A 17,970-nucleotide genomic window follows, 5' to 3' on the forward strand; every position below is an offset into this window, starting at 1 on the left:
CCCAGCCATGACTTTTGATGCCAAGCAGTTTCTAAGCTCCGTCAGCTCGTCGCCGGGCGTTTACCGCATGCTCGACGAGGAGCAAAATACGCTCTATGTAGGGAAAGCAAAACGCCTGAAAGCTCGGCTGGCAAGTTATTTCCGTGGCCAACTCAATGCGAAAACTCAGGCGATGGTGGCGCGCATTGCCGACATTCAAATCACTGTGACCCGCAGTGAAACCGAGGCCCTGTTACTCGAACAAACGCTGATCAAGGAACTTCGCCCGCCCTATAACATTCTGCTGCGCGACGATAAGTCGTATCCTTTCGTCTTCGTCACTGACCGCCACCCCTACCCGGCTCTGGAGTACAAGCGTGCACGCCAGCGTCGCGATGACGGCCGCTACCTAGGCCCTTACCCCAGCAGCGGCGCGGTCAAGGAGAGCCTCACGCTGATGCAGAAAATATTCCGCATCCGCAACTGCGAAGACAGCGTCTTTGCCCACCGTTCTCGTCCTTGCTTGCAGTATCAAATCCAGCGCTGCAGCGCCCCATGCGTGGACTATATTTCCGAGGAAGAGTACCGGCGAGATGTGGAGCACGCCGTCATGTGCTTGGAAGGCAAGAGTGAGCACGTCACGCAGCTATTGACTCAAGAGATGGAAATCGCCAGCCAGGCGCTCGACTTCGAAGAAGCCGCTCGTCTGCGCGATCAAATTCAGCAGCTGCGTCAGCTTCAGCAGCGCCAATTCGTCGATAACGAGAGTGGCGATGCCGATGTGTTTGCGCTGGCCCAGCGACCGGGTGCACTCGGCATCTCTATCCTAAGCGTGAGAGATGGACGCTTACTAGGCGCGCGCCATCACATGCCAAAAAACGATCTCGACCTACCGCCGGAGATGCTGTTGACCGAAGTCGTCAGCCAGTACTACTTTGGACAGCCCCATAATGTTCCTGGGGAAGTGATTACGAGCCACCCCCTAGAGGATAGTGCGCTGATTGCCGATGCGCTCTCGCAACTGGCAGGCAAAAAAATCAGGGTCGCCAGCCAGGTACGCGGACATCGCGCCCAGTGGCAGCACTTGGCCATGACCAACGCCGAGCAGCAGCTCGCCTCACAGCTTGCCAACAAGTCTCAACTGACCCAGCGTTTCGAGGCCCTACAAAGAGCGCTCGGCCTTAGCAGCCTGCCAGAACGGCTGGAGTGCTTTGACATCAGTCATAGTCAAGGCGAGGCGACGGTAGCGTCATGCGTCGTTTTTGATCATCAAGGCCCGCGTAAGAGCGACTATCGCCATTTTCGCATCGAAGGCGTTGCCGCCGGGGATGATTACGCTGCCATGCAGCAAGCGCTCACTCGGCGGCTGAAGCGAGTAAAAAGCGGTGAAGCGGTGGCTCCAGACATCTTGATTGTGGATGGCGGCAAAGGGCAGCTCAATATGGCGCGTGGCGTATTGAACGACTTAGCCGTCACCAACATCGTGCTGCTGGGCGTCGCCAAGGGCACTACCCGTAGAGCGGGTCTAGAAACGCTATTCTTAGAGACCAGCGATAACCCGTTACCGATGGACCCTGCTTCCCCAGCGCTGCACCTGATACAGCACATTCGCGACGAGTCGCACCGCTTTGCCATTGCCGGGCACCGCGCCGCCAGAGACAAAGCGCGGCGCACCTCTACTCTGCAAGACATCCCCGGCATTGGGCCAAAACGGCGGCGCGAACTATTGCGCTTCTTCGGGGGGCTACAGGGCGTACAAAAGGCAAGCCGCGATGAGCTGGCCAGAGTGCCTGGCATCAACGCCGCGCTGGCTGAGACGATTTATACGTCATTGAACGGATAAACGCGTTCTTAACATGGATGCAATGCGCTAAGGGGGATAGAATGACCCCACGCTTCACTCCGACTTTCATGATTCTCCGGCAAGGATCGCGCCCTGCGATGAATATACCCAACATACTCACACTGGCAAGAATCGTTTTCATTCCGCTACTGGTCGTACTGTTCTATCTACCCTTTAGCTGGAGCATGCCAGTCGCTGCGGGCTTGTTTGCCCTTGCTTCCGTGACGGATTGGTTAGACGGCTACCTCGCCCGTCGCTGGAATCAATCCACTCCCTTTGGCGCTTTCCTAGACCCTGTTGCAGATAAGCTCATGGTCGCCGTGGCACTCGCCCTGCTGATCGAACGCTTTGACACGCTGGTCTTGACGCTCCCAGCCTTGGTCATCATTGGGCGTGAAATCGTCATTTCGGCGCTTCGAGAGTGGATGGCAGAGATGGGCAAACGCGGCATGGTCGCTGTGTCCTGGATTGGCAAACTCAAAACCACGCTGCAAATGATGGCCATTCTGGTACTTCTGGCCTTCCCCCCAGGACATTTTATTGCCCTTTTAGGCGTGGGGGTGCTTTACATCGCCGCCGCCCTGACACTGCTCTCCATGGTCCAATACCTCAAAGCTGCTTGGCCTCACCTTAGCCGCTCCATGTAAAGGGCATTGCCTCAGTTTTACAATAGCTCTTTGAACCCATTGGTAAATTGATTGTTTGACAAGCGCGTGGTGATGCGTATAATTCGCCCTCGAGTCGAGCGGGAATAGCTCAGTGGTAGAGCATCGCCTTGCCAAGGCGAGGGTCGGGAGTTCGAATCTCCTTTCCCGCTCCAATTTGATTGACCCCAATGAAACGACTTGCTTGGCTGGATGGCAGAGTGGTTATGCAGCGGACTGCAACTCCGTGTACGCCGGTTCGATTCCGACTCCAGCCTCCATTTTCAGTGTAACGATGGCTTTCATAGCATCGATACACTGCCCGGATGGCGAAATTGGTAGACGCAAGAGACTTAAAATCTCTCGGAGGTAACTCCGTGCCGGTTCAAGTCCGGCTCCGGGCACCATTGATAAACCATTAATTTAGATTGAAAGTAACGCTGCGAGATAGAGGCTATCTACGCGGCTTTTTTGTATCTGCCCCTCCCCTCCAACTCCCTGTTTTTTTGACCAAACACATCGCCTAGTCCGAAACGTCACGCTATCATGCCCTCCTGACTATTGTCGTAAAGAGAGGAAGCGGGCCAAATGAGCACGCCAGCATCTGACATATTGATTATTGGCGGCGGTGTCGCTGGTCTAACCTTGGCGTTGGAAGTTGCTGATCATTTGTCCGTTACCCTGGTTCGTCCTAAACAGGATGATCAAGGGGCCAGTCGCTGGGCTCAAGGCGGCATCGCAGCGGTGCTTTCCCCAGATGATTGCCTGGATGATCATGTACGGGACACGCTGATTGCAGGCGACGGTCTGTGCGACGAAGAAGCCGTTCGCTTTACCGTATCTCACGGACCTGAGGCCATTCAGTGGCTCATCGACAGGGGCGTGCCTTTCACCCTCGACCCCGACCCTCAGGCTCGCTACCCCTACCACCTCACCCGAGAAGGCGGGCACAATGCGCGGCGCATCATTCACGCCGACGATGCAACAGGCCGCGCCGTCGTCGATACCCTGGTCAGCAGCGTCACCGCGCACCCACGCATTACCCAACGCAGCGATCTCACCATCGTCAACCTGTTGCAAGATGCCAAGGGCCGTTGCATTGGCGCCCAGGGCGTCGACAGTAGCCAGCGGCGACAATTGCTTTTCGCCCAACACACGGTACTGGCGACCGGCGGAGCGAGTGGGCTCTATCGCCACACCACCACCCCTTCGCCCAGCAGCGGCGAAGGGATGATAATGGCAGCCGAGCTGGGCGCCTCGCTCTGCAACCTCGAGTTTCAGCAGTTTCACCCCACCTGCCTTTACGACCCGCACGGCCCGGCTTTCCTCATTAGCGAAGCAGTACGAGGTGAAGGGGGACATTTGCTCGACGAGACGGGCCACCGTTTCATGCCCGACCTGGACCCGCGCGCCGAACTTGCCCCGCGAGACGTGGTGGCACGCGCCATCGACGCGCACATTCAGCAAGGCACACTGGGGCACGTTTGGCTAGACATTCGTCACCTCGGGCAGGCAGCCATACGCCATCACTTCCCCACGATTTTGACGCATTGCGCCTCACGGGGAATCGACATTACGCGCCAGCCGATCCCCGTTGTTCCCGCCGCACACTATAGCTGCGGCGGTGTCGCAACGGATCACGTGGGCGCCACACAGGTCGCCAACCTCTACGCGATCGGAGAAACCGCCTACACCGGCCTTCACGGAGCCAACCGTATGGCCAGCAACTCGCTCCTGGAGTGCTTGGTGTATGCTAGAAGCTGTGCGCAGCACATCCTTGCGTCCCCTAAGCACGCGCGCGAGACGGTCACGCAAGAAACCGTAACCCCCCCTCCCTTAACCCCAGACGCCCCTTTTGACGCTAAGCAGCTCGACCGGTATCGCCACACGATGCGTAGCATCATGAGCCAACATGTTTCCATCGTTCGGAGCGATCAAGGCCTAGAAGCTGCCCGCAGAGCGTTAGCCGCTCTGAGCGATGAATGGGAGTCGAACGAATCCGCCAAGGCACATCCAGAGAGCATTCGCTTCCAGCAGGCCCTGGCATTGGCCAAAATGACGGTGATGGCCGCCGCAAAGCGCCACGAATCACGGGGATTGCACTACTCGAAGGATTGGCCGCGCCCCGCACTGGATACTCAGCCATCGTGGATAAAGCTAGATGACCTAGTCTAAAGGATCAGCGGCCCGGCCGATGAAAGCAGCGACGCAATGCGCGCTGACTGGCATTCGGCAATGAGTCGGGCCACACCCACATTCGCCGCGCACCAATACGCAGACCGACCAGCCAAGGCCCAAGGTAGTCACAGCTTACACCTAACCTCACGCCCGGCTCACCCGTGCTCTGCAGCCAGTAACCTTCCCACTGACTGCCGTTTTGCACCAGATGAAGCTCACCACACCGTTGTGTACGATAAGCCCTAACGATCAGCCACACGCTGATCACGAGCATACCTGACGATACCCAGACGCTTAATGCCCGAGCGGTGAGTAGCGCCAAACCCAGCACCAAAGCAACTTGAACACCAACGGCTAATTTAGAGCGTACGATAGGCAGCGTTATCGGTGGTTTCAGCATGCTCGACGATCATCTGGACGAGATGGCGAAGCTCAGGGTCTTCGGGCCATTCTCGATGCATCAACCACACGAACAGATCTTGATCCTCTTCTTCGATCAAGCGCTGGTAAGTGCGCTGTTCCTGTTCGCTTAGCGCGTCGAATCGCTGCTCCAAAAAGGGAATCAACAGCAGATCCAGCTCCCACATACCGCGCCGGGAGTGCCAATAAAGCCGCTTTCGTAGAACGGCAGCAGGGGAAGTGTCGTCGCTCAACGGTCGCTTCTCCGAGTCAGTGAAATGAAAGGCCAGTATACCGAAGCTGCAGGGTCGCGCCAGCGCCGAGCATCGCCTATGCTGTTAATCAGCTTTGTACTTACCTAGTACCTTGTTTTATCTGAATTGTTTTATGCGTTTATGCGCAGTATGCTGATTTCGATGTTATCGAGGTCGCATGTGCGTCACGGCCTTTAAAGTTCGCAGGGAGCCAACCGATGACCAAATCTGAATTAATCGAACAAATTGCGATGCGTCAACCGGAGCTATCCGCCAAAGAAGTCGAGACGGCGGTGCGTATTATCTTGGACGATATGACCGATGCGCTTGCCAACGGAGGGCGAGTGGAGATACGTGGTTTTGGCAGTTTCTCGCTTCACTATCGCGAGCCGCGCACAGGGCGCAATCCTAAAACCGGTGACCCGGTGGACCTGGATGGCAAGTACGTCCCGCATTTCAAACCGGGCAAGGAGTTGCGCGAGCAAGTCGACGCCAGTCGTGCGCTCGGCTACTGACCGCGAAAGTAGCGGTATCCGACCTTCTGCGGGATGACGCCGTGCCGAGACTCAGACACAATAGCACCATGAATGTCACTGACTAGGAAACTCTCATGCGTTGGATCAAAGGGCTGATTCTGGCCGTCATTTTATTGGTAGTGCTGCTGGTCGGCATTTTGTTCGCCGTCAATAATCAGCAGGCCATCCCCTTGAACCTGATCTGGGCCGAACTGCCTCCGGTCTCGCTATCGGTGTGGTTGCTGGCCACGTTGGCGGTTGGCGTCATCGTCGGCATGCTGGCCATGCTCGGTGTGTACGTCCGTCTAAAAGCGCAGCTCGCCCGTAGCGAGCGCCACAACAAACAGCAGCGTAAAGAGCTAGACCGTTTACGTACGCAGGGGTTTAAGGAACTTGCCTAAATGCAGGATGCGGTGCTGCTAGGCGTTCTCTTGGCAGCCATAGCCATTGGCTTTGGCCTGGGTTTTCGTTACGCCCACCGCCGCGCCCAGCGACCCTCCCGCGCTCCGGGCCTCTCCAGAGAATACTTCGTCGGGCTGAACTACTTATTGAACGAGCAGCCTGACGAAGCCATCAAAACGTTCATCCATGCACTAGATGTCAACAGCGAGACCGTTGAGACACACATTGCCTTGGGGAAGCTGTTTCGCTCGCGGGGTGAAGCGGACAAAGCCGTCGGCATCCACCAAAACCTGCTCGCCCGCCCCGCCCTCTCTACCACGACCAATGAAACCATTCAGCTCGAACTCGCACGGGATTTCATCGCCCTGGGCGTGCATGATAGAGCGCAGCGTTTGCTGCGGGCACTGCTGGAGCACTCCAGCCAAGAGGACCTGCGCCTGGAGGCTAAACGACTATTGATCGACCTGCTCGAGCGTGAAAAAGAGTGGCAGGATGCCTTAGAAATCGTTCAACCGCTCATGAAACAGCAGCCCGCCATGCGCCGACCTGCCTCTCACTGGCTATGCGAGCTTGCTCAGCAAGAGATCGACCAATCCAGCCGTGCTCTAGCACGTAAACATCTCAAAAAAGCGCTACAGCTAGACGAGCGTTGTGTACGTGCGACGCTGATGCTTGCCGATTTGGACATGGATAATGGCCAATACGCCAAAGCCATCGAACGTCTCGGCCATATTCCCCAACAGGATATCGCTCACATCCCGACCATGTTACCAGCCTTGCAACGCGCCTATGCACGGCACGACGACCTAGCTGGTTTGGAAACCCACCTCTACCAACTATTAGGCGAAGCCCCCTACACTAGCGTCATCGTGGCACTAGGCACACTGGTACATCAACGAGAGGGCGTCGACAGCGCTATCGAGCGCACCGGCGAATGGCTAGCAGAAGCCCCTAGCTTGGGGGGACTGGATTATCTGGTAGATCTTTACTTGGAGAGCGAGCGCCTCATGGGTAAAGAGACGCCCGATACACGCTTGATGCTGCTCAAACATCACACCAAGGCCCTGATGAGCGGGAGGCCCCGCCAACGCTGTCGCCGCTGCGGCTTTAGCAGCGACAGTTTGGCATGGCAGTGCCCAAGCTGTCGCCGCTGGGGAACGATCAAACCGATTACCGGCGTAGAGGGCGAGTGATCACACGCCCGAAAGCTCGGCCTCGATGGCTGCCAACGCTGCCATGGGATCCTCGGCCTGGGTCACCGGACGACCAATCACCAAATGCGTACTGCCCGCGCGCATCGCATCAGCGGGTGTCATGATGCGCTGTTGATCGTTCGCTGCAGCAAAGCTTGGCCGTATGCCTGGGGTGACTTTCAAAAACGCCTCGCCACACTTCGCACGAATCTGGGCCGCCTCCTGGGCCGAACAGACGACGCCGTTCAAACCACTTTGCTGCGTCAAAGCCGCCAAGTGCATGACATGCTCAGCAGGGCTTGCCGTTAAGCCCACCTCCGCCAAATCCTCTTTGCCCATACTGGTTAACACTGTGACGGCGATCAAGTGAGTCGCGAGTCGATGATCGGATAACTGTTTGGCGGCTGTTTCCATCATTTTACGCCCGCCCGATGCGTGTACGTTCACCATCCAAACCCCCTGTTCCGCTGCCGCCTGAACGGCACTGGCCACCGTGTTGGGAATATCATGGAATTTAAGATCCAGAAATACCTGGAAGCCACGGCCGTGAAGCGCTTCCAACACCGCAGGGCCACTGCGCGTAAAGAGTTCTTTACCGACTTTGACACGACAGCGAGCCGGGTCGAGCTGGTCGGCCATGCAGAGCGCCGCATCGAGCGAGGGGTAATCGAGGGCAATAATCAGTGGGGAATCGGTGGACACGCGCTTACTCCGTGTTCGTGAACGCTGTTGAAAAATCACGTCTTGGACGCAGGGGCAAGCGCCTAGTGTACCAGCCTCGCCATATAAGCTGTGTAAGCGATTCGCCATTACCCTGTAGCGAAAGACTTACAAAAGTTATCGTTGATCGCTTACAGCACTTACGTTTTGAAAAGTTTAAGTTCATTAAGGCGGCGACCATGAAGGTGACCGCGACTACTCGCCATCACGTTGAGCACGTGGCTGGCACCTAAGCACCAAATAAGGGACATGAACCATGCACACAGCCGTCAAACGCTTTGTCGTTGCACTTCTCATCAGTCTGAGCCTAGGACTTTCCAGTGCAGCATTTGCCCAAACCGTGGCTCCCATCAACGTCAACAGCGCCGATGAAGAACTGTTAGCTGAATTACCAGGCATCGGCCCAAGCCGCGCCGCCGCCATCATCGAAGAGCGCGAAACCAACGGCGCCTTTACGAATGCCGATGACCTCACTCGGGTGAGCGGCATTGGCCCTGCCACGGTAGACCGTATGCGCGATCAGGTCACGTTCGAAGAGTAACGTGAGCCATCACCGCGCTCTGCCGCCGCTTGACGATAGCCAGCGGCGGCAGACTACCTCTACCGATCAGAACGTATCGCTGGGGATACGGACCTCACCCTCCATCAATACCCTGGCACTGCGGCTCATCAACGCCTGATCGATTTGCCAACGGCCATCAACCAAGCTGGCTTTTGCTCCCACTCGAAGGGTACCTGACGGATGCCCAAACGTGACCGCCTCGCGCTCGATGCCTCCTGCGGCCAGGTTCACTAACGTGCCTTGAATGGCCGCGGCTGCGCCAATCGCCACCGCCGCTGTGCCCATCATGGCATGGTGCAGTTTACCCATCGATAGGGCTCGTACGACCAGGTCGACATCCTCCACACGAACGGCTTTACCGCTTGACGCGGTATAGCTCGAGGCCGGCGCGACAAAGGCGACTTTCGGGGTGTGCTGGCGGCTAGCCGCCTCCTCCACACGCTGAATGAGCCCCATTTTAACCGCCGCGTGGGCACGAATCGTCTCGAACATCGCCAGCGCCTTGGCGTCCCCGTTGATCGCGTCTTGCAGTTCGCATCCGGTGTAACCCAACGCCTCGGCATTGACGAACACGGTCGGGATCCCCGCGTTAATCAGCGTCGCCTTCAGGACACCAAGGCCCGGCACCTCTAGGTCATCGACCACGCTGCCGGTGGGGAAAATCGCTCCCTCTCCGTCCGCCGGGTCCATAAACGCGACGGGAATTTCTGCGGCAGGAAAGGTGACGCCATCCAGCTCGAAATCACCGGTCTCTTGCACCTCACCCTCCGCCATGGGTACTTGGGCAACGATGGTTTTCTGAATATTGACCTGCCAAATACGCACTTCCGCGATGCCGTTTCGAGGCACCTTGGCGGGATCGACCAAGCCGTTGGCGATAGCGTAAGGCCCTACCGCCGCGGATAGATTTCCGCAGTTACCGCTCCAGTCCACGAAGGGTTTATCGATCGAGACTTGGCCGAATAGGTAATCCACATCGTGATCGGGCGAGTCACTCTTCGAGAGAATCACCGTTTTGCTGGTGCTGGACGTAGCTCCTCCCATGCCATCAATCTGTTTTTCATAAGGATCGGGGCTACCGATCACGCGCAGTAGCAGCTTATCGCGCGCTTCACCCGGCACCTGAGCGGCAGTGGGCAGGTCACTCAAAGTGAAAAACACCCCTTTACTGGTGCCGCCCCGCATATAGGTGGCGGGAATACGCATTTGTGCTTGATGAGCCATGACGCACCTCTTAAACAATAGCCTGGCTACGGCCAGGCTATTCGCTATTCATCACCCCCTTACCATCGCGCTGAGACGACTAGGCAACGGAGGATTCCAAAAAGTCCTGAGCAAAACGCTGCAGCACGCCACCGGCAGAATAGATGGTCACTTCTTCGGCCGTATCCAATCGGCAAACCACTGGCACGCGCTCGGTGCTGCCACTCGTGCGGTGAATGACTAGGGTGAGCATGGCGCGCGGTTCGGGCGTGCCTTCCACATCGAAGACTTCCGTGCCGTCCAACTCTAGGGTTTTCCGCGTGGTCCCTTCCTCGAACTGCAGCGGCATAACACCCATACCGATCAAGTTCGTGCGGTGAATACGCTCAAAGCCCTCGGCGACGATGGCCTCTACCCCCGCAAGGGCAACACCTTTTGCCGCCCAGTCACGGGAGGAGCCCTGCCCGTAATCCGCCCCAGCAATGATGATGAGCGGCTGCTTACGTGCCATATAGGTTTCGATGGCTTCCCACATGCGAGTCACCTTGCCTTCCGGCTCGATCCGCGCCAGCGACCCCTGCAGCACCTTGCCCTGCTCATCGTGGACCATTTCGTTGAACAGTTTTGGATTCGCCAGGGTGGCCCGCTGGGCGGTCAGGTGGTCGCCACGGTGGGTGGCGTAGGAGTTGAAGTCCTCCTCCGGCAGGCCCATCTTGTGCAGATACTCCCCCGCCGCACTATCGAGCATGATGGCATTGGAGGGAGACAGGTGATCGGTGGTGATGTTGTCCGGCAAAATCGCTAGCGGACGCATGCCCTTTAGTCCACGCTCTTTTGCCATGTTGCCTTCCCAATAGGGCGGGCGGCGGATGTAGGTGCTTTGGGGCCGCCATTCGTACAGCGGGCTTACCTGGGTACGCGCGCTCTTGTCCAGGTCGAACATCGGGATATAGGTTTGGCGGAACTGCTCGGGCTTCACCGCCGACTTTACGATGGCGTCGATTTCGCTATCGTCGGGCCAGATGTCTTTGAGCGTGACCGGATTCCCCTGAGGATCGTGCCCCAACACATCTTTTTCGATATCGAAGCGGATCGTGCCCGCAATGGCATACGCCACCACCAGCGGCGGCGAGGCCAAGAACGCCTGTTTGGCGTAGGGATGGATACGTCCATCGAAGTTACGGTTACCGGACAGCACCGCCGTGGCGTACAGGTCGCGGTCGATGATCTCCTGCTGAATGCTGGGCTCCAGCGCCCCGGACATGCCGTTACACGTCGTACAGGCATAGGCCACGACGCCGAAGCCGAGGGTTTCCAGCTCGTCCATCAAGTGCGCCTCTTCCAGGTACATCTTGACGGTTTTCGAGCCGGGCGCCAGCGACGACTTCACCCACGGCTTGCGCGTCAGCCCCAATCGGTTGGCGTTGCGGGCAATCAACCCTGCCGCAACCATATTGCGCGGATTGGAGGTATTGGTGCAGCTGGTGATGGCGGCAATGATGACGGCGCCATCCGGCATTTTCCCGGCCTGTTCATCGGCTCGGGCTTTATCCAAATCGATGGCGATGCCGCGCTTGGCGAGCTCCGAGGTCGGCAAATGGGCGTGGGGGTTCGAGGGGCCCGCCAACGTGCGTGCCACGCGGGAGAGATCGAAGCGGAGTACCCGCTCGTACTCGGCCGTCGTCAAACTATCGGCCCATAGGCCGGTCTGCTTGGCGTACGCTTCGACCAGCGCCACCTGTTCGTCTTCCCGCCCGGTGAGCTTGAGGTACTCGATGGTTTGATCATCGATGTAGAACATCGCCGCCGTGGCACCGTACTCCGGTGTCATATTGGAGATGGTGGCACGGTCGCCCACGGTCAGCGCATCGGCCCCTTCGCCATAAAACTCCAGATAAGCGCCCACCACCCGCTCTTTACGCAGAAACTCGGTAATCGCCAGCACCATGTCGGTGCCGGTGACGCCCGGCTGTAGCTTACCGGTGAGCTCGACACCGACGATGTCCGGCAGGCGCATCATGGAGGCGCGCCCCAGCATGACGCTTTCGGCTTCTAAGCCACCCACACCCACGGAGATCACGCCTAACGCGTCGACCATGGGCGTATGGCTATCGGTGCCCACGCAGGTATCGGGATAAGCAATACGCAACCCTTGTTCATCTGGGCGGCACTGCACCACCGGCGACATCTTCTCCAGATTGATCTGGTGCATGATGCCGTTGCCGGGAGGAATCACGTCGACGTTCTCGAACGCCAGCTTGGTCCAGTTGATGAAATGGAAGCGATCATCGTTGCGACGATCTTCCACTTGACGGTTTTTCTCGAAGGCATCCTTCTCGAACCCCGCGTGCTCCACCGCCAAGGAGTGATCGACGATGAGCTGGGTAGGCACCACGGGATTCACTTTGGCGGGGTCGCCCCCTTTTTCGGCAATGGCGTCACGCAGCCCCGCCAGATCCACCAGCGCCGTCTGGCCGAGAATGTCGTGGCACACCACCCGCGCCGGATACCAGGGAAAGTCCAGCTCCTGCTTGCGCTCGATGAGCTGTTTTAGCGCATCGCTAAGCAGCTCAGGGTCGCAGCGACGCACCAACTGTTCGGCCAATACCCGTGAGGTATAGGGCAGCGTGGCATAGGCGCCGGGCTGTATGTCCTCGACCGCCTGACGTGCATCGAAGAACTCTACCGGCTCGCCCTCTACCAGAACGCCCGGTAGCGGCTTGCGATAATTCGTGTTCATAACGCCTCTCACTTAGTCACCACGCAACCGATCAGTCGCGCGCTTCGATGGGTACCCATTCGCTCTTCTCAGGGCCGATATAGTCTGCGCTGGGGCGAATAATGCGGTTATTGGCGCGCTGCTCGAATACGTGCGCAGCCCAGCCGGTCACCCGCGACATGACGAAAATGGGCGTGAACAGCTTGGTGGGAATATCCATGAAGTGGTAGGCGCTGGCATGGAAGAAATCGGCGTTGCAGAACAGCTTCTTCTCCCGCCACATCACCTCTTCACAGCGGACGGAGACCGGATAGAGCACGCTGTCGCCAACGTCGTCGGCCAGCTTCTTCGACCACTCTTTGATGATGGCATTACGCGGATCCGACTCCCGATAGATCGCATGGCCAAAGCCCATGATCTTCTCTTTACGCTCCAACATACCCAGCATTTCCCGCTCGGCTTCTTCGGGAGACGTCCATTGCTCGATCATCGCCATGGCCGCTTCGTTGGCTCCGCCGTGCAACGGGCCGCGCAGCGAACCGATCGCACCGGTCACGCAGGAATGCATATCGGACAGCGTCGACGCGCACACTCGGGCAGTGAAGGTAGAGGCGTTGAACTCGTGCTCGGCATACAGAATCAGCGAGACGTTCATCACCCGGGCATGCAGTTCGGAGGCGGGCTCGCCGCGTAGCATATGCAGAAAATGGCCGCCTACCGAGGCGTCATCGGTGTCGGTGTCGATACGCACGCCATCATGACTGAAGCGGTACCAGTAGCAAATGATCGAGGGCAGTACGGCCAACAGGCGATCCGCGACATCCTGCTGCTCGTCGAAGCTCTCCTCGGTTTCCAGGTTGCCCAGCATGGAGGCACCCGTGCGCATCACGTCCATCGGGTGGGCGTCTTTGGGAATCTGCTCCAGCACGGTTTTCAGCGCATCGGGGAGACTACGAAGGCCTTTCAGTTTGGCAATGTAGTGATCGAGTTCGGCTTGGTTGGGCAGCTTGCCTTTCAACAACAGGTAAGCGACCTCCTCGAACTTGGCTTTTTCTGCCAGTTCTTTGATATCGAAGCCGCGGTAGGTTAGGCCTGATCCGGTTTTACCCACCGTACACAGGGCCGTCGTCCCCGCACTTTGTCCTCGTAACCCTGCACCTGCTAACGGTTTATCGCTCATGTGTTGTCTCCTGACGTACGTATTTATAAGAATTGTTGGTCAATAGGGGTAACGTTTAGGCGTCTTTTTGCTCGGCAAACAGCGCGTCGAGCTTCTGCTCGAAATCGTGATAATTCAAAAAGTCATACAGCTCATTGCGGGTTTGCATGGTGTCGATGACCTCACGCTGATGGCCATGCGTCATGATGCTCTGGTACACCTTCAAGGCAGCGGCGTTCATGGCGCGGAAAGCCGAGAGCGGGTAGAGCACCATGCGGCAGCCCACATCGCCCAGCTCCTGCTGACTAAACAGCGGCGTCGCGCCGAATTCGGTAATGTTGGCCAGAATGGGGGCGTTCACTCGCTGGCAGAATGCCTTGTAGTCGTCCAGCGTATGCACTGCCTCGGCAAAAATAGCGTCTGCACCTGCTTCTACGCAGGCATTTGCCCGCTCGATGGCGGCGTCCAGGCCCTCTTTTTGGAATGCGTCGGTGCGAGCAATGAGATAAAAATCAGAGTCCAACTTGGCATCCGCAGCGGCTTTGATGCGGTCGACCATCTCTTGCTGCGACACGATGGCTTTGTTGGGGCGATGGCCACAGCGTTTTTGCGCTACCTGATCTTCCAGGTGAACGGCGGCCACGCCCGCACGCTGCATCTCTTTGACCGTGCGGGCAATGTTGAACGCACCGCCCCAGCCGGTATCGATATCCACTAGCAGTGGTAAGTCCGTCGCTCCGCAAATCCGGTGAGCGTCTTCCACCACATCGTTCATGGTCGTCATGCCCAAATCTGGCAAACCAAACGAGGCGTTCGCCACGCCGCCACCGGACAGATAAATAGCGTGATGCCCCACCCGTTCGGCCATCATGGCCGTATAGGCGTTGATGGTACCTAGAATGGGTAGCGGCTGGTTGGCATTCAGCGCGGCACGAAAGCGTGCTCCAGGGGTTGACGAGGGTGATGATGACGGCATGGGCGTAAGCTCCTAATCAGACGTTGTTGTGGCTTGTTGTTCGTTCTTTGTAGACGCCGGTACGCTTGCTGCAGGCGATTGCTCAAGAATCGCGGCGTAGCGGTCGGCGACATTGGCGCGGGAGGCGCTGACATGACGGCGCATTAGCAGTTCGGCCAGCTCGGCATCGCCCGCCTCAATGGCGTCGACGATACGATGGTGCTCGACGAATGCCCGCTGAGGCCGTGTGCCGCTGGCACTAAACTGCGTGCGATAAAGACGCACGAGGTAATAAAGGTCGTCGCACAGCAAGTTCATGAGCATTTTGTTGTGACTGCCCTGAACGATGCGATAGTGGAAATCCAGGTCGCCTTCACGCTGGTAGTAAGCTTCACCACGCTTCAGGTCACCCTGCCTTTCATGGAGCGCCAACACGTCGCGCAGTCCTTGAATCTCCTCGGCCGACATGTGCTCCGCCGCCAACCGAGCCGCCATGCTCTCCAGAGCTTCACGCACGTCGAAAAGCTCCAGCAGCTCTTTCATGGAGAGTTTGACCACCCGTGCGCCCACATGGGGCACTCGCTCGATCAAGCGGTGCGCCTCCAAACGACGCATGGCTTCTCGCAGCGGCCCACGTGAGATACCGTAAGTTTTAGAGAGCCCAGGCTCGGTAATTTTGCTGCCCGGTGCCAATTCGCCACGTACGATATCGCTCTGTAACTGATGAAACACGCGCTCCGCGAGCGTACGCACCTCTGGCGACACCGGTTCAGCAGAGCCGTCATGGGAGGTCGAGGAAGTAGTTGCAAGTAACGTCATGGGGAATTGTCGACAATTAGGGAATAAAAGAACTTTAGCCCGCCGCATTTCCCTCGTCAACCATGCAAAAAGGCCGTTTTTGTCCACCTTTCGTTGCAAGTCCTTTCTTCACCGCCCGACCAATGTCAACAATCAGCGATGCCATATCCTGAATGGAGTTTGCTGCGTGAGAAAGGCGTCGACGGCCATACTGGTGTCATAAGGTTACGGCCTCTAAAATACGTCGCCCCCCACTGGCTTGGCGTTTGCTTCATGACAACGGCGTTGACGATTTCAGCCCTGCCCTACTCTACTGACCCTTTGGCGCTCTTCGCCAAATTGCGGCACCGCCCCGGCGCAGTGCTGCTTGATAGCGGCCGCCCAAAAGCGACGACCGGCCGTTTCGACATCGTCAGCAGCGATCCGCTGGCAACGCTGACAATGACCCCAGAGGGCGACACTCGACTGTCGTCTGACATGCTCACTCTTCCCGCCTCACTTGCCGAGGACGTAACCGCGCAACAGCAGTGGTTGATCGAACAGCTACCCGCGGTCAACGTAAAGAGCGAATTGCCTTTTCTGGGCGGGCTGATGGGCTACTGGAGCTATGACCTGGGCCGCAATCGCGCCGATATCGCCAGTCAACACCCGGCTGCCACTCGTCTCCCGTTATTACGTGTGGGGCTATTTGATTGGTGCATCACACTAGATCATGTCAAAGAGCAAGCGTGGTTCGTTGGCAGCCCGGCGCGACGTGAACAAGTAGCGGCATGGCTGGCGGCGCCCGACACGCCAACAACGCCTTTCAAGCTCACTCAGCGATTTTCCCCGGAGTTGACTCAGGCGGCCTACACCGAGCGTTTCGATGCCGTTCAGCGCTACATTCGTGCTGGGGACTGTTATCAAATTAACCTCGCCCAACGTTTTACAGCGCATTACGAAGGCGATGAGTGGCAAGCGTATCTTCAGTTGCGTAAAGCAACCCCCACGCCATTTTCTGGTTTTATGGCCTGGGGTCATCAGGCTGTGCTATCGCTCTCTCCCGAGCGCTTCATTCAAAGCCGTGACGGCTTAGTGGAAACACGCCCCATCAAAGGCACACGGCCACGAGGCAAAACGCCCGACCAGGACCGTGCCCTGGCGAATGATTTGCTCAGCAGCACCAAAGACCGTGCAGAGAACGTGATGATCGTGGATTTGCTGCGCAATGATTTGGGTCGCGTTTGTGTCCCCGGCTCCATTCGCGTGCCGCAGCTATGCCAGTTAGAGAGCTATCCCAACGTCCATCACTTAGTCAGCGTGGTGCAAGGCCAACTGGCGTCCCAACACTCACCGCTTTCATTGCTCACGGCAGCGTTTCCCGGCGGCTCGATTACCGGCGCACCCAAAATACGGGCAATGCAAATAATCGATGAACTGGAGCCCTGCCAGCGCAGCGTCTATTGCGGCAGCTTGGGCTATATCGACGTGCGCGGCAGCATGGATACGTCGATTGCCATACGCACAATGGTGGCTGACGATGGCGCTCTCCACGTGTGGGGCGGCGGCGGGTTGGTGGCAGATTCACAAGCCGAGGAAGAGTACACCGAGACATTGGACAAGATTCGTCATTTGATTGGCGCCTTGGAATAAACAAACTACTTTTTTAAATCCAAAAGAAATATAAAAGCCTAACCAAACGGTATTGGGGAGAAGTCCTTCGCTTTTGGTAGCCTAGAGACATTGCACGCTTTTTCACATAGGAGGCCGCATGTCCTCAACGCTCGAACAGATCAATCGCGATTTCGCCAACGACCCGCAAGGGCTTATCGAGTGGGCGTTCAGCCAGGGTGAGCGCCCTATTTGCACTACCAATTTTCGCCCCTTCGAAGCCGTCATTTTGCACATGGTGACGCAGGTGCGTCCGGATATTCCCATCGTATGGATGGATAGCGGCTATAACACCGAGGCGACCTATCAGTTCGCAGACGCACTCATTCAGCGTTTGAATTTGAACATCGTCAGCTTCCTACCCCAACGCACCCGCGCCCATCGTGAAGCCTTGGATGGGCCAATGCCTGGCATCGATGACCCGCGGCACAACGCCTTTACGCAAGAAGTGAAGCTAGAGCCTTTCGAACGGGCGCTTCGCGAGATGAAGCCTGACGTATGGTTCACAGCCCTGCGCGCCGAAGACACGCCAGAGCGAGCGAAAATGCAGGTCGTCAGCCGTAATAGCGACGGCTTACTGAAAGTGGCGCCGCTGCTTCAGTGGACGGCCAAAGATATGTACTACTACCTGGAAGCACATGATCTACCCAACAACTTCGACTACTTCGACCCCACCAAGGTGGAAGAGAAGCGCGAGTGCGGCCTACATCTTCAGCACTAAGATCAGCACGGATCAAAGCGCCACGTAACATAAAGTTCGTCATGCCTCCCTTCACCTGCTTCGGCCTAACTTCCGA

17 protein-coding genes and 3 tRNA genes are annotated in these 17,970 nt (G+C 57.6%); 12 read left to right on the top strand and 8 right to left on the bottom strand.

Annotated features, from left to right (window positions below; translation table 11 throughout):
• The first annotated feature begins 7 nt into the window (after positions 1–7).
• The 6 genes from uvrC (at position 8) to nadB (ending at position 4,641) form a co-directional block, all read left to right on the top strand.
• The gene (uvrC, locus tag MHM37_RS07445) at positions 8–1,822 is read left to right on the top strand and encodes an excinuclease ABC subunit UvrC (protein ID WP_239296259.1); all 1,815 of its coding nucleotides are present in this window, start codon (positions 8–10) and stop codon (positions 1,820–1,822) included.
• A gap of 98 nt (positions 1,823–1,920) precedes the next feature.
• Entirely contained in the window at positions 1,921–2,469 is a 549-nt protein-coding gene (gene pgsA, locus MHM37_RS07450) for a CDP-diacylglycerol--glycerol-3-phosphate 3-phosphatidyltransferase (protein WP_239296258.1), read from the top strand.
• A 98-nt stretch (positions 2,470–2,567) separates the two neighbouring features.
• Positions 2,568–2,642, top strand: a tRNA-Gly gene (locus MHM37_RS07455).
• Positions 2,643–2,673: 31 nt separating this feature from the next.
• Positions 2,674–2,747: transfer RNA gene (locus MHM37_RS07460), tRNA-Cys, on the top strand.
• 39 nt (positions 2,748–2,786) lie between these two features.
• Positions 2,787–2,873, top strand: a tRNA-Leu gene (locus MHM37_RS07465).
• Positions 2,874–3,054: 181 nt separating this feature from the next.
• Entirely contained in the window at positions 3,055–4,641 is a 1,587-nt protein-coding gene (gene nadB / locus MHM37_RS07470; RefSeq protein WP_239296257.1) for an L-aspartate oxidase, read from the top strand.
• 4 nt (positions 4,642–4,645) lie between these two features.
• Here the strand turns inward: nadB and MHM37_RS07475 are convergent, their stop codons facing one another.
• A complete protein-coding gene (locus MHM37_RS07475; protein ID WP_231125524.1) occupies positions 4,646–5,044 on the bottom strand; it encodes a hypothetical protein in 399 nt (132 codons plus the stop codon).
• Positions 5,004–5,297 (bottom strand): succinate dehydrogenase assembly factor 2, encoded by a 294-nt coding sequence (locus tag MHM37_RS07480; RefSeq protein WP_139525608.1) that lies wholly within the window; start codon positions 5,295–5,297, stop codon positions 5,004–5,006. The genes MHM37_RS07475 and MHM37_RS07480 overlap by 41 nt, the downstream gene beginning before the upstream one ends.
• Positions 5,298–5,515: 218 nt before the next feature.
• Here MHM37_RS07480 and MHM37_RS07485 point away from each other — a divergent pair, with 218 nt between their 5' ends.
• The 3 genes from MHM37_RS07485 to lapB all read left to right on the top strand — a co-directional run bounded on the left by MHM37_RS07485 (position 5,516) and on the right by lapB (position 7,407).
• Entirely contained in the window at positions 5,516–5,812 is a 297-nt protein-coding gene (locus MHM37_RS07485; RefSeq protein ID WP_139525607.1) for an integration host factor subunit beta, read from the top strand.
• 95 nt (positions 5,813–5,907) lie between these two features.
• On the top strand, positions 5,908–6,213 hold the full coding sequence (locus MHM37_RS07490) for a LapA family protein (protein WP_139525606.1): 306 nt from the start codon (positions 5,908–5,910) through the stop codon (positions 6,211–6,213).
• Positions 6,214–7,407 carry a lipopolysaccharide assembly protein LapB gene (gene lapB, locus MHM37_RS07495; protein ID WP_239296256.1) on the top strand — a complete coding sequence of 398 codons (1,194 nt, stop codon included), beginning with the start codon at positions 6,214–6,216 and terminating at the stop codon, positions 7,405–7,407.
• Here lapB and pyrF read toward each other — a convergent pair whose 3' ends face one another.
• Entirely contained in the window at positions 7,408–8,109 is a 702-nt protein-coding gene (gene pyrF / locus MHM37_RS07500) for an orotidine-5'-phosphate decarboxylase (RefSeq protein WP_239296255.1), read from the bottom strand.
• A 274-nt stretch (positions 8,110–8,383) separates the two neighbouring features.
• On the opposite strand from pyrF, the gene MHM37_RS07505 reads away from it, so the two are divergent.
• Complete coding sequence (locus MHM37_RS07505) at positions 8,384–8,668, top strand: ComEA family DNA-binding protein (RefSeq protein ID WP_139525603.1); 285 nt, start codon at positions 8,384–8,386, stop codon at positions 8,666–8,668.
• A 66-nt stretch (positions 8,669–8,734) separates the two neighbouring features.
• Here MHM37_RS07505 and prpF read toward each other — a convergent pair whose 3' ends face one another.
• The 5 genes from prpF to MHM37_RS07530 form a co-directional block, all read right to left on the bottom strand.
• Positions 8,735–9,913, bottom strand: a complete 1,179-nt coding sequence (gene prpF / locus MHM37_RS07510) for a 2-methylaconitate cis-trans isomerase PrpF (protein WP_239296254.1) — start codon at positions 9,911–9,913, stop codon at positions 8,735–8,737.
• Positions 9,914–9,992: 79 nt separating this feature from the next.
• Positions 9,993–12,632 carry a Fe/S-dependent 2-methylisocitrate dehydratase AcnD gene (acnD, locus tag MHM37_RS07515; protein ID WP_239296253.1) on the bottom strand — a complete coding sequence of 880 codons (2,640 nt, stop codon included), beginning with the start codon at positions 12,630–12,632 and terminating at the stop codon, positions 9,993–9,995.
• A gap of 31 nt (positions 12,633–12,663) precedes the next feature.
• Positions 12,664–13,791: a 2-methylcitrate synthase gene (gene prpC, locus MHM37_RS07520; RefSeq protein WP_139525600.1), complete on the bottom strand. Its 1,128-nt coding sequence runs from the start codon at positions 13,789–13,791 to the stop codon at positions 12,664–12,666.
• Positions 13,792–13,846: 55 nt separating this feature from the next.
• Positions 13,847–14,746 (bottom strand): methylisocitrate lyase, encoded by a 900-nt coding sequence (prpB, locus tag MHM37_RS07525; protein ID WP_139525599.1) that lies wholly within the window; start codon positions 14,744–14,746, stop codon positions 13,847–13,849.
• Between the two features lie 12 nt (positions 14,747–14,758).
• Positions 14,759–15,544 (bottom strand): GntR family transcriptional regulator, encoded by a 786-nt coding sequence (locus tag MHM37_RS07530; RefSeq protein ID WP_139525598.1) that lies wholly within the window; start codon positions 15,542–15,544, stop codon positions 14,759–14,761.
• Between the two features lie 252 nt (positions 15,545–15,796).
• Here MHM37_RS07530 and pabB point away from each other — a divergent pair, with 252 nt between their 5' ends.
• Together pabB and MHM37_RS07540 are read left to right on the top strand one after the other, a co-directional pair.
• A complete protein-coding gene (gene pabB, locus MHM37_RS07535; RefSeq protein WP_139525597.1) occupies positions 15,797–17,155 on the top strand; it encodes an aminodeoxychorismate synthase component I in 1,359 nt (452 codons plus the stop codon).
• A 118-nt stretch (positions 17,156–17,273) separates the two neighbouring features.
• Entirely contained in the window at positions 17,274–17,894 is a 621-nt protein-coding gene (locus MHM37_RS07540; protein ID WP_139525596.1) for a phosphoadenosine phosphosulfate reductase family protein, read from the top strand.
• Positions 17,895–17,970: the final 76 nt, after the last annotated feature.

Origin of the sequence: Halomonas sp. MMH1-48 (assembly GCF_022348105.1) — a bacterium.
Lineage (GTDB): Bacteria > Pseudomonadota > Gammaproteobacteria > Pseudomonadales > Halomonadaceae > Vreelandella > Vreelandella piezotolerans.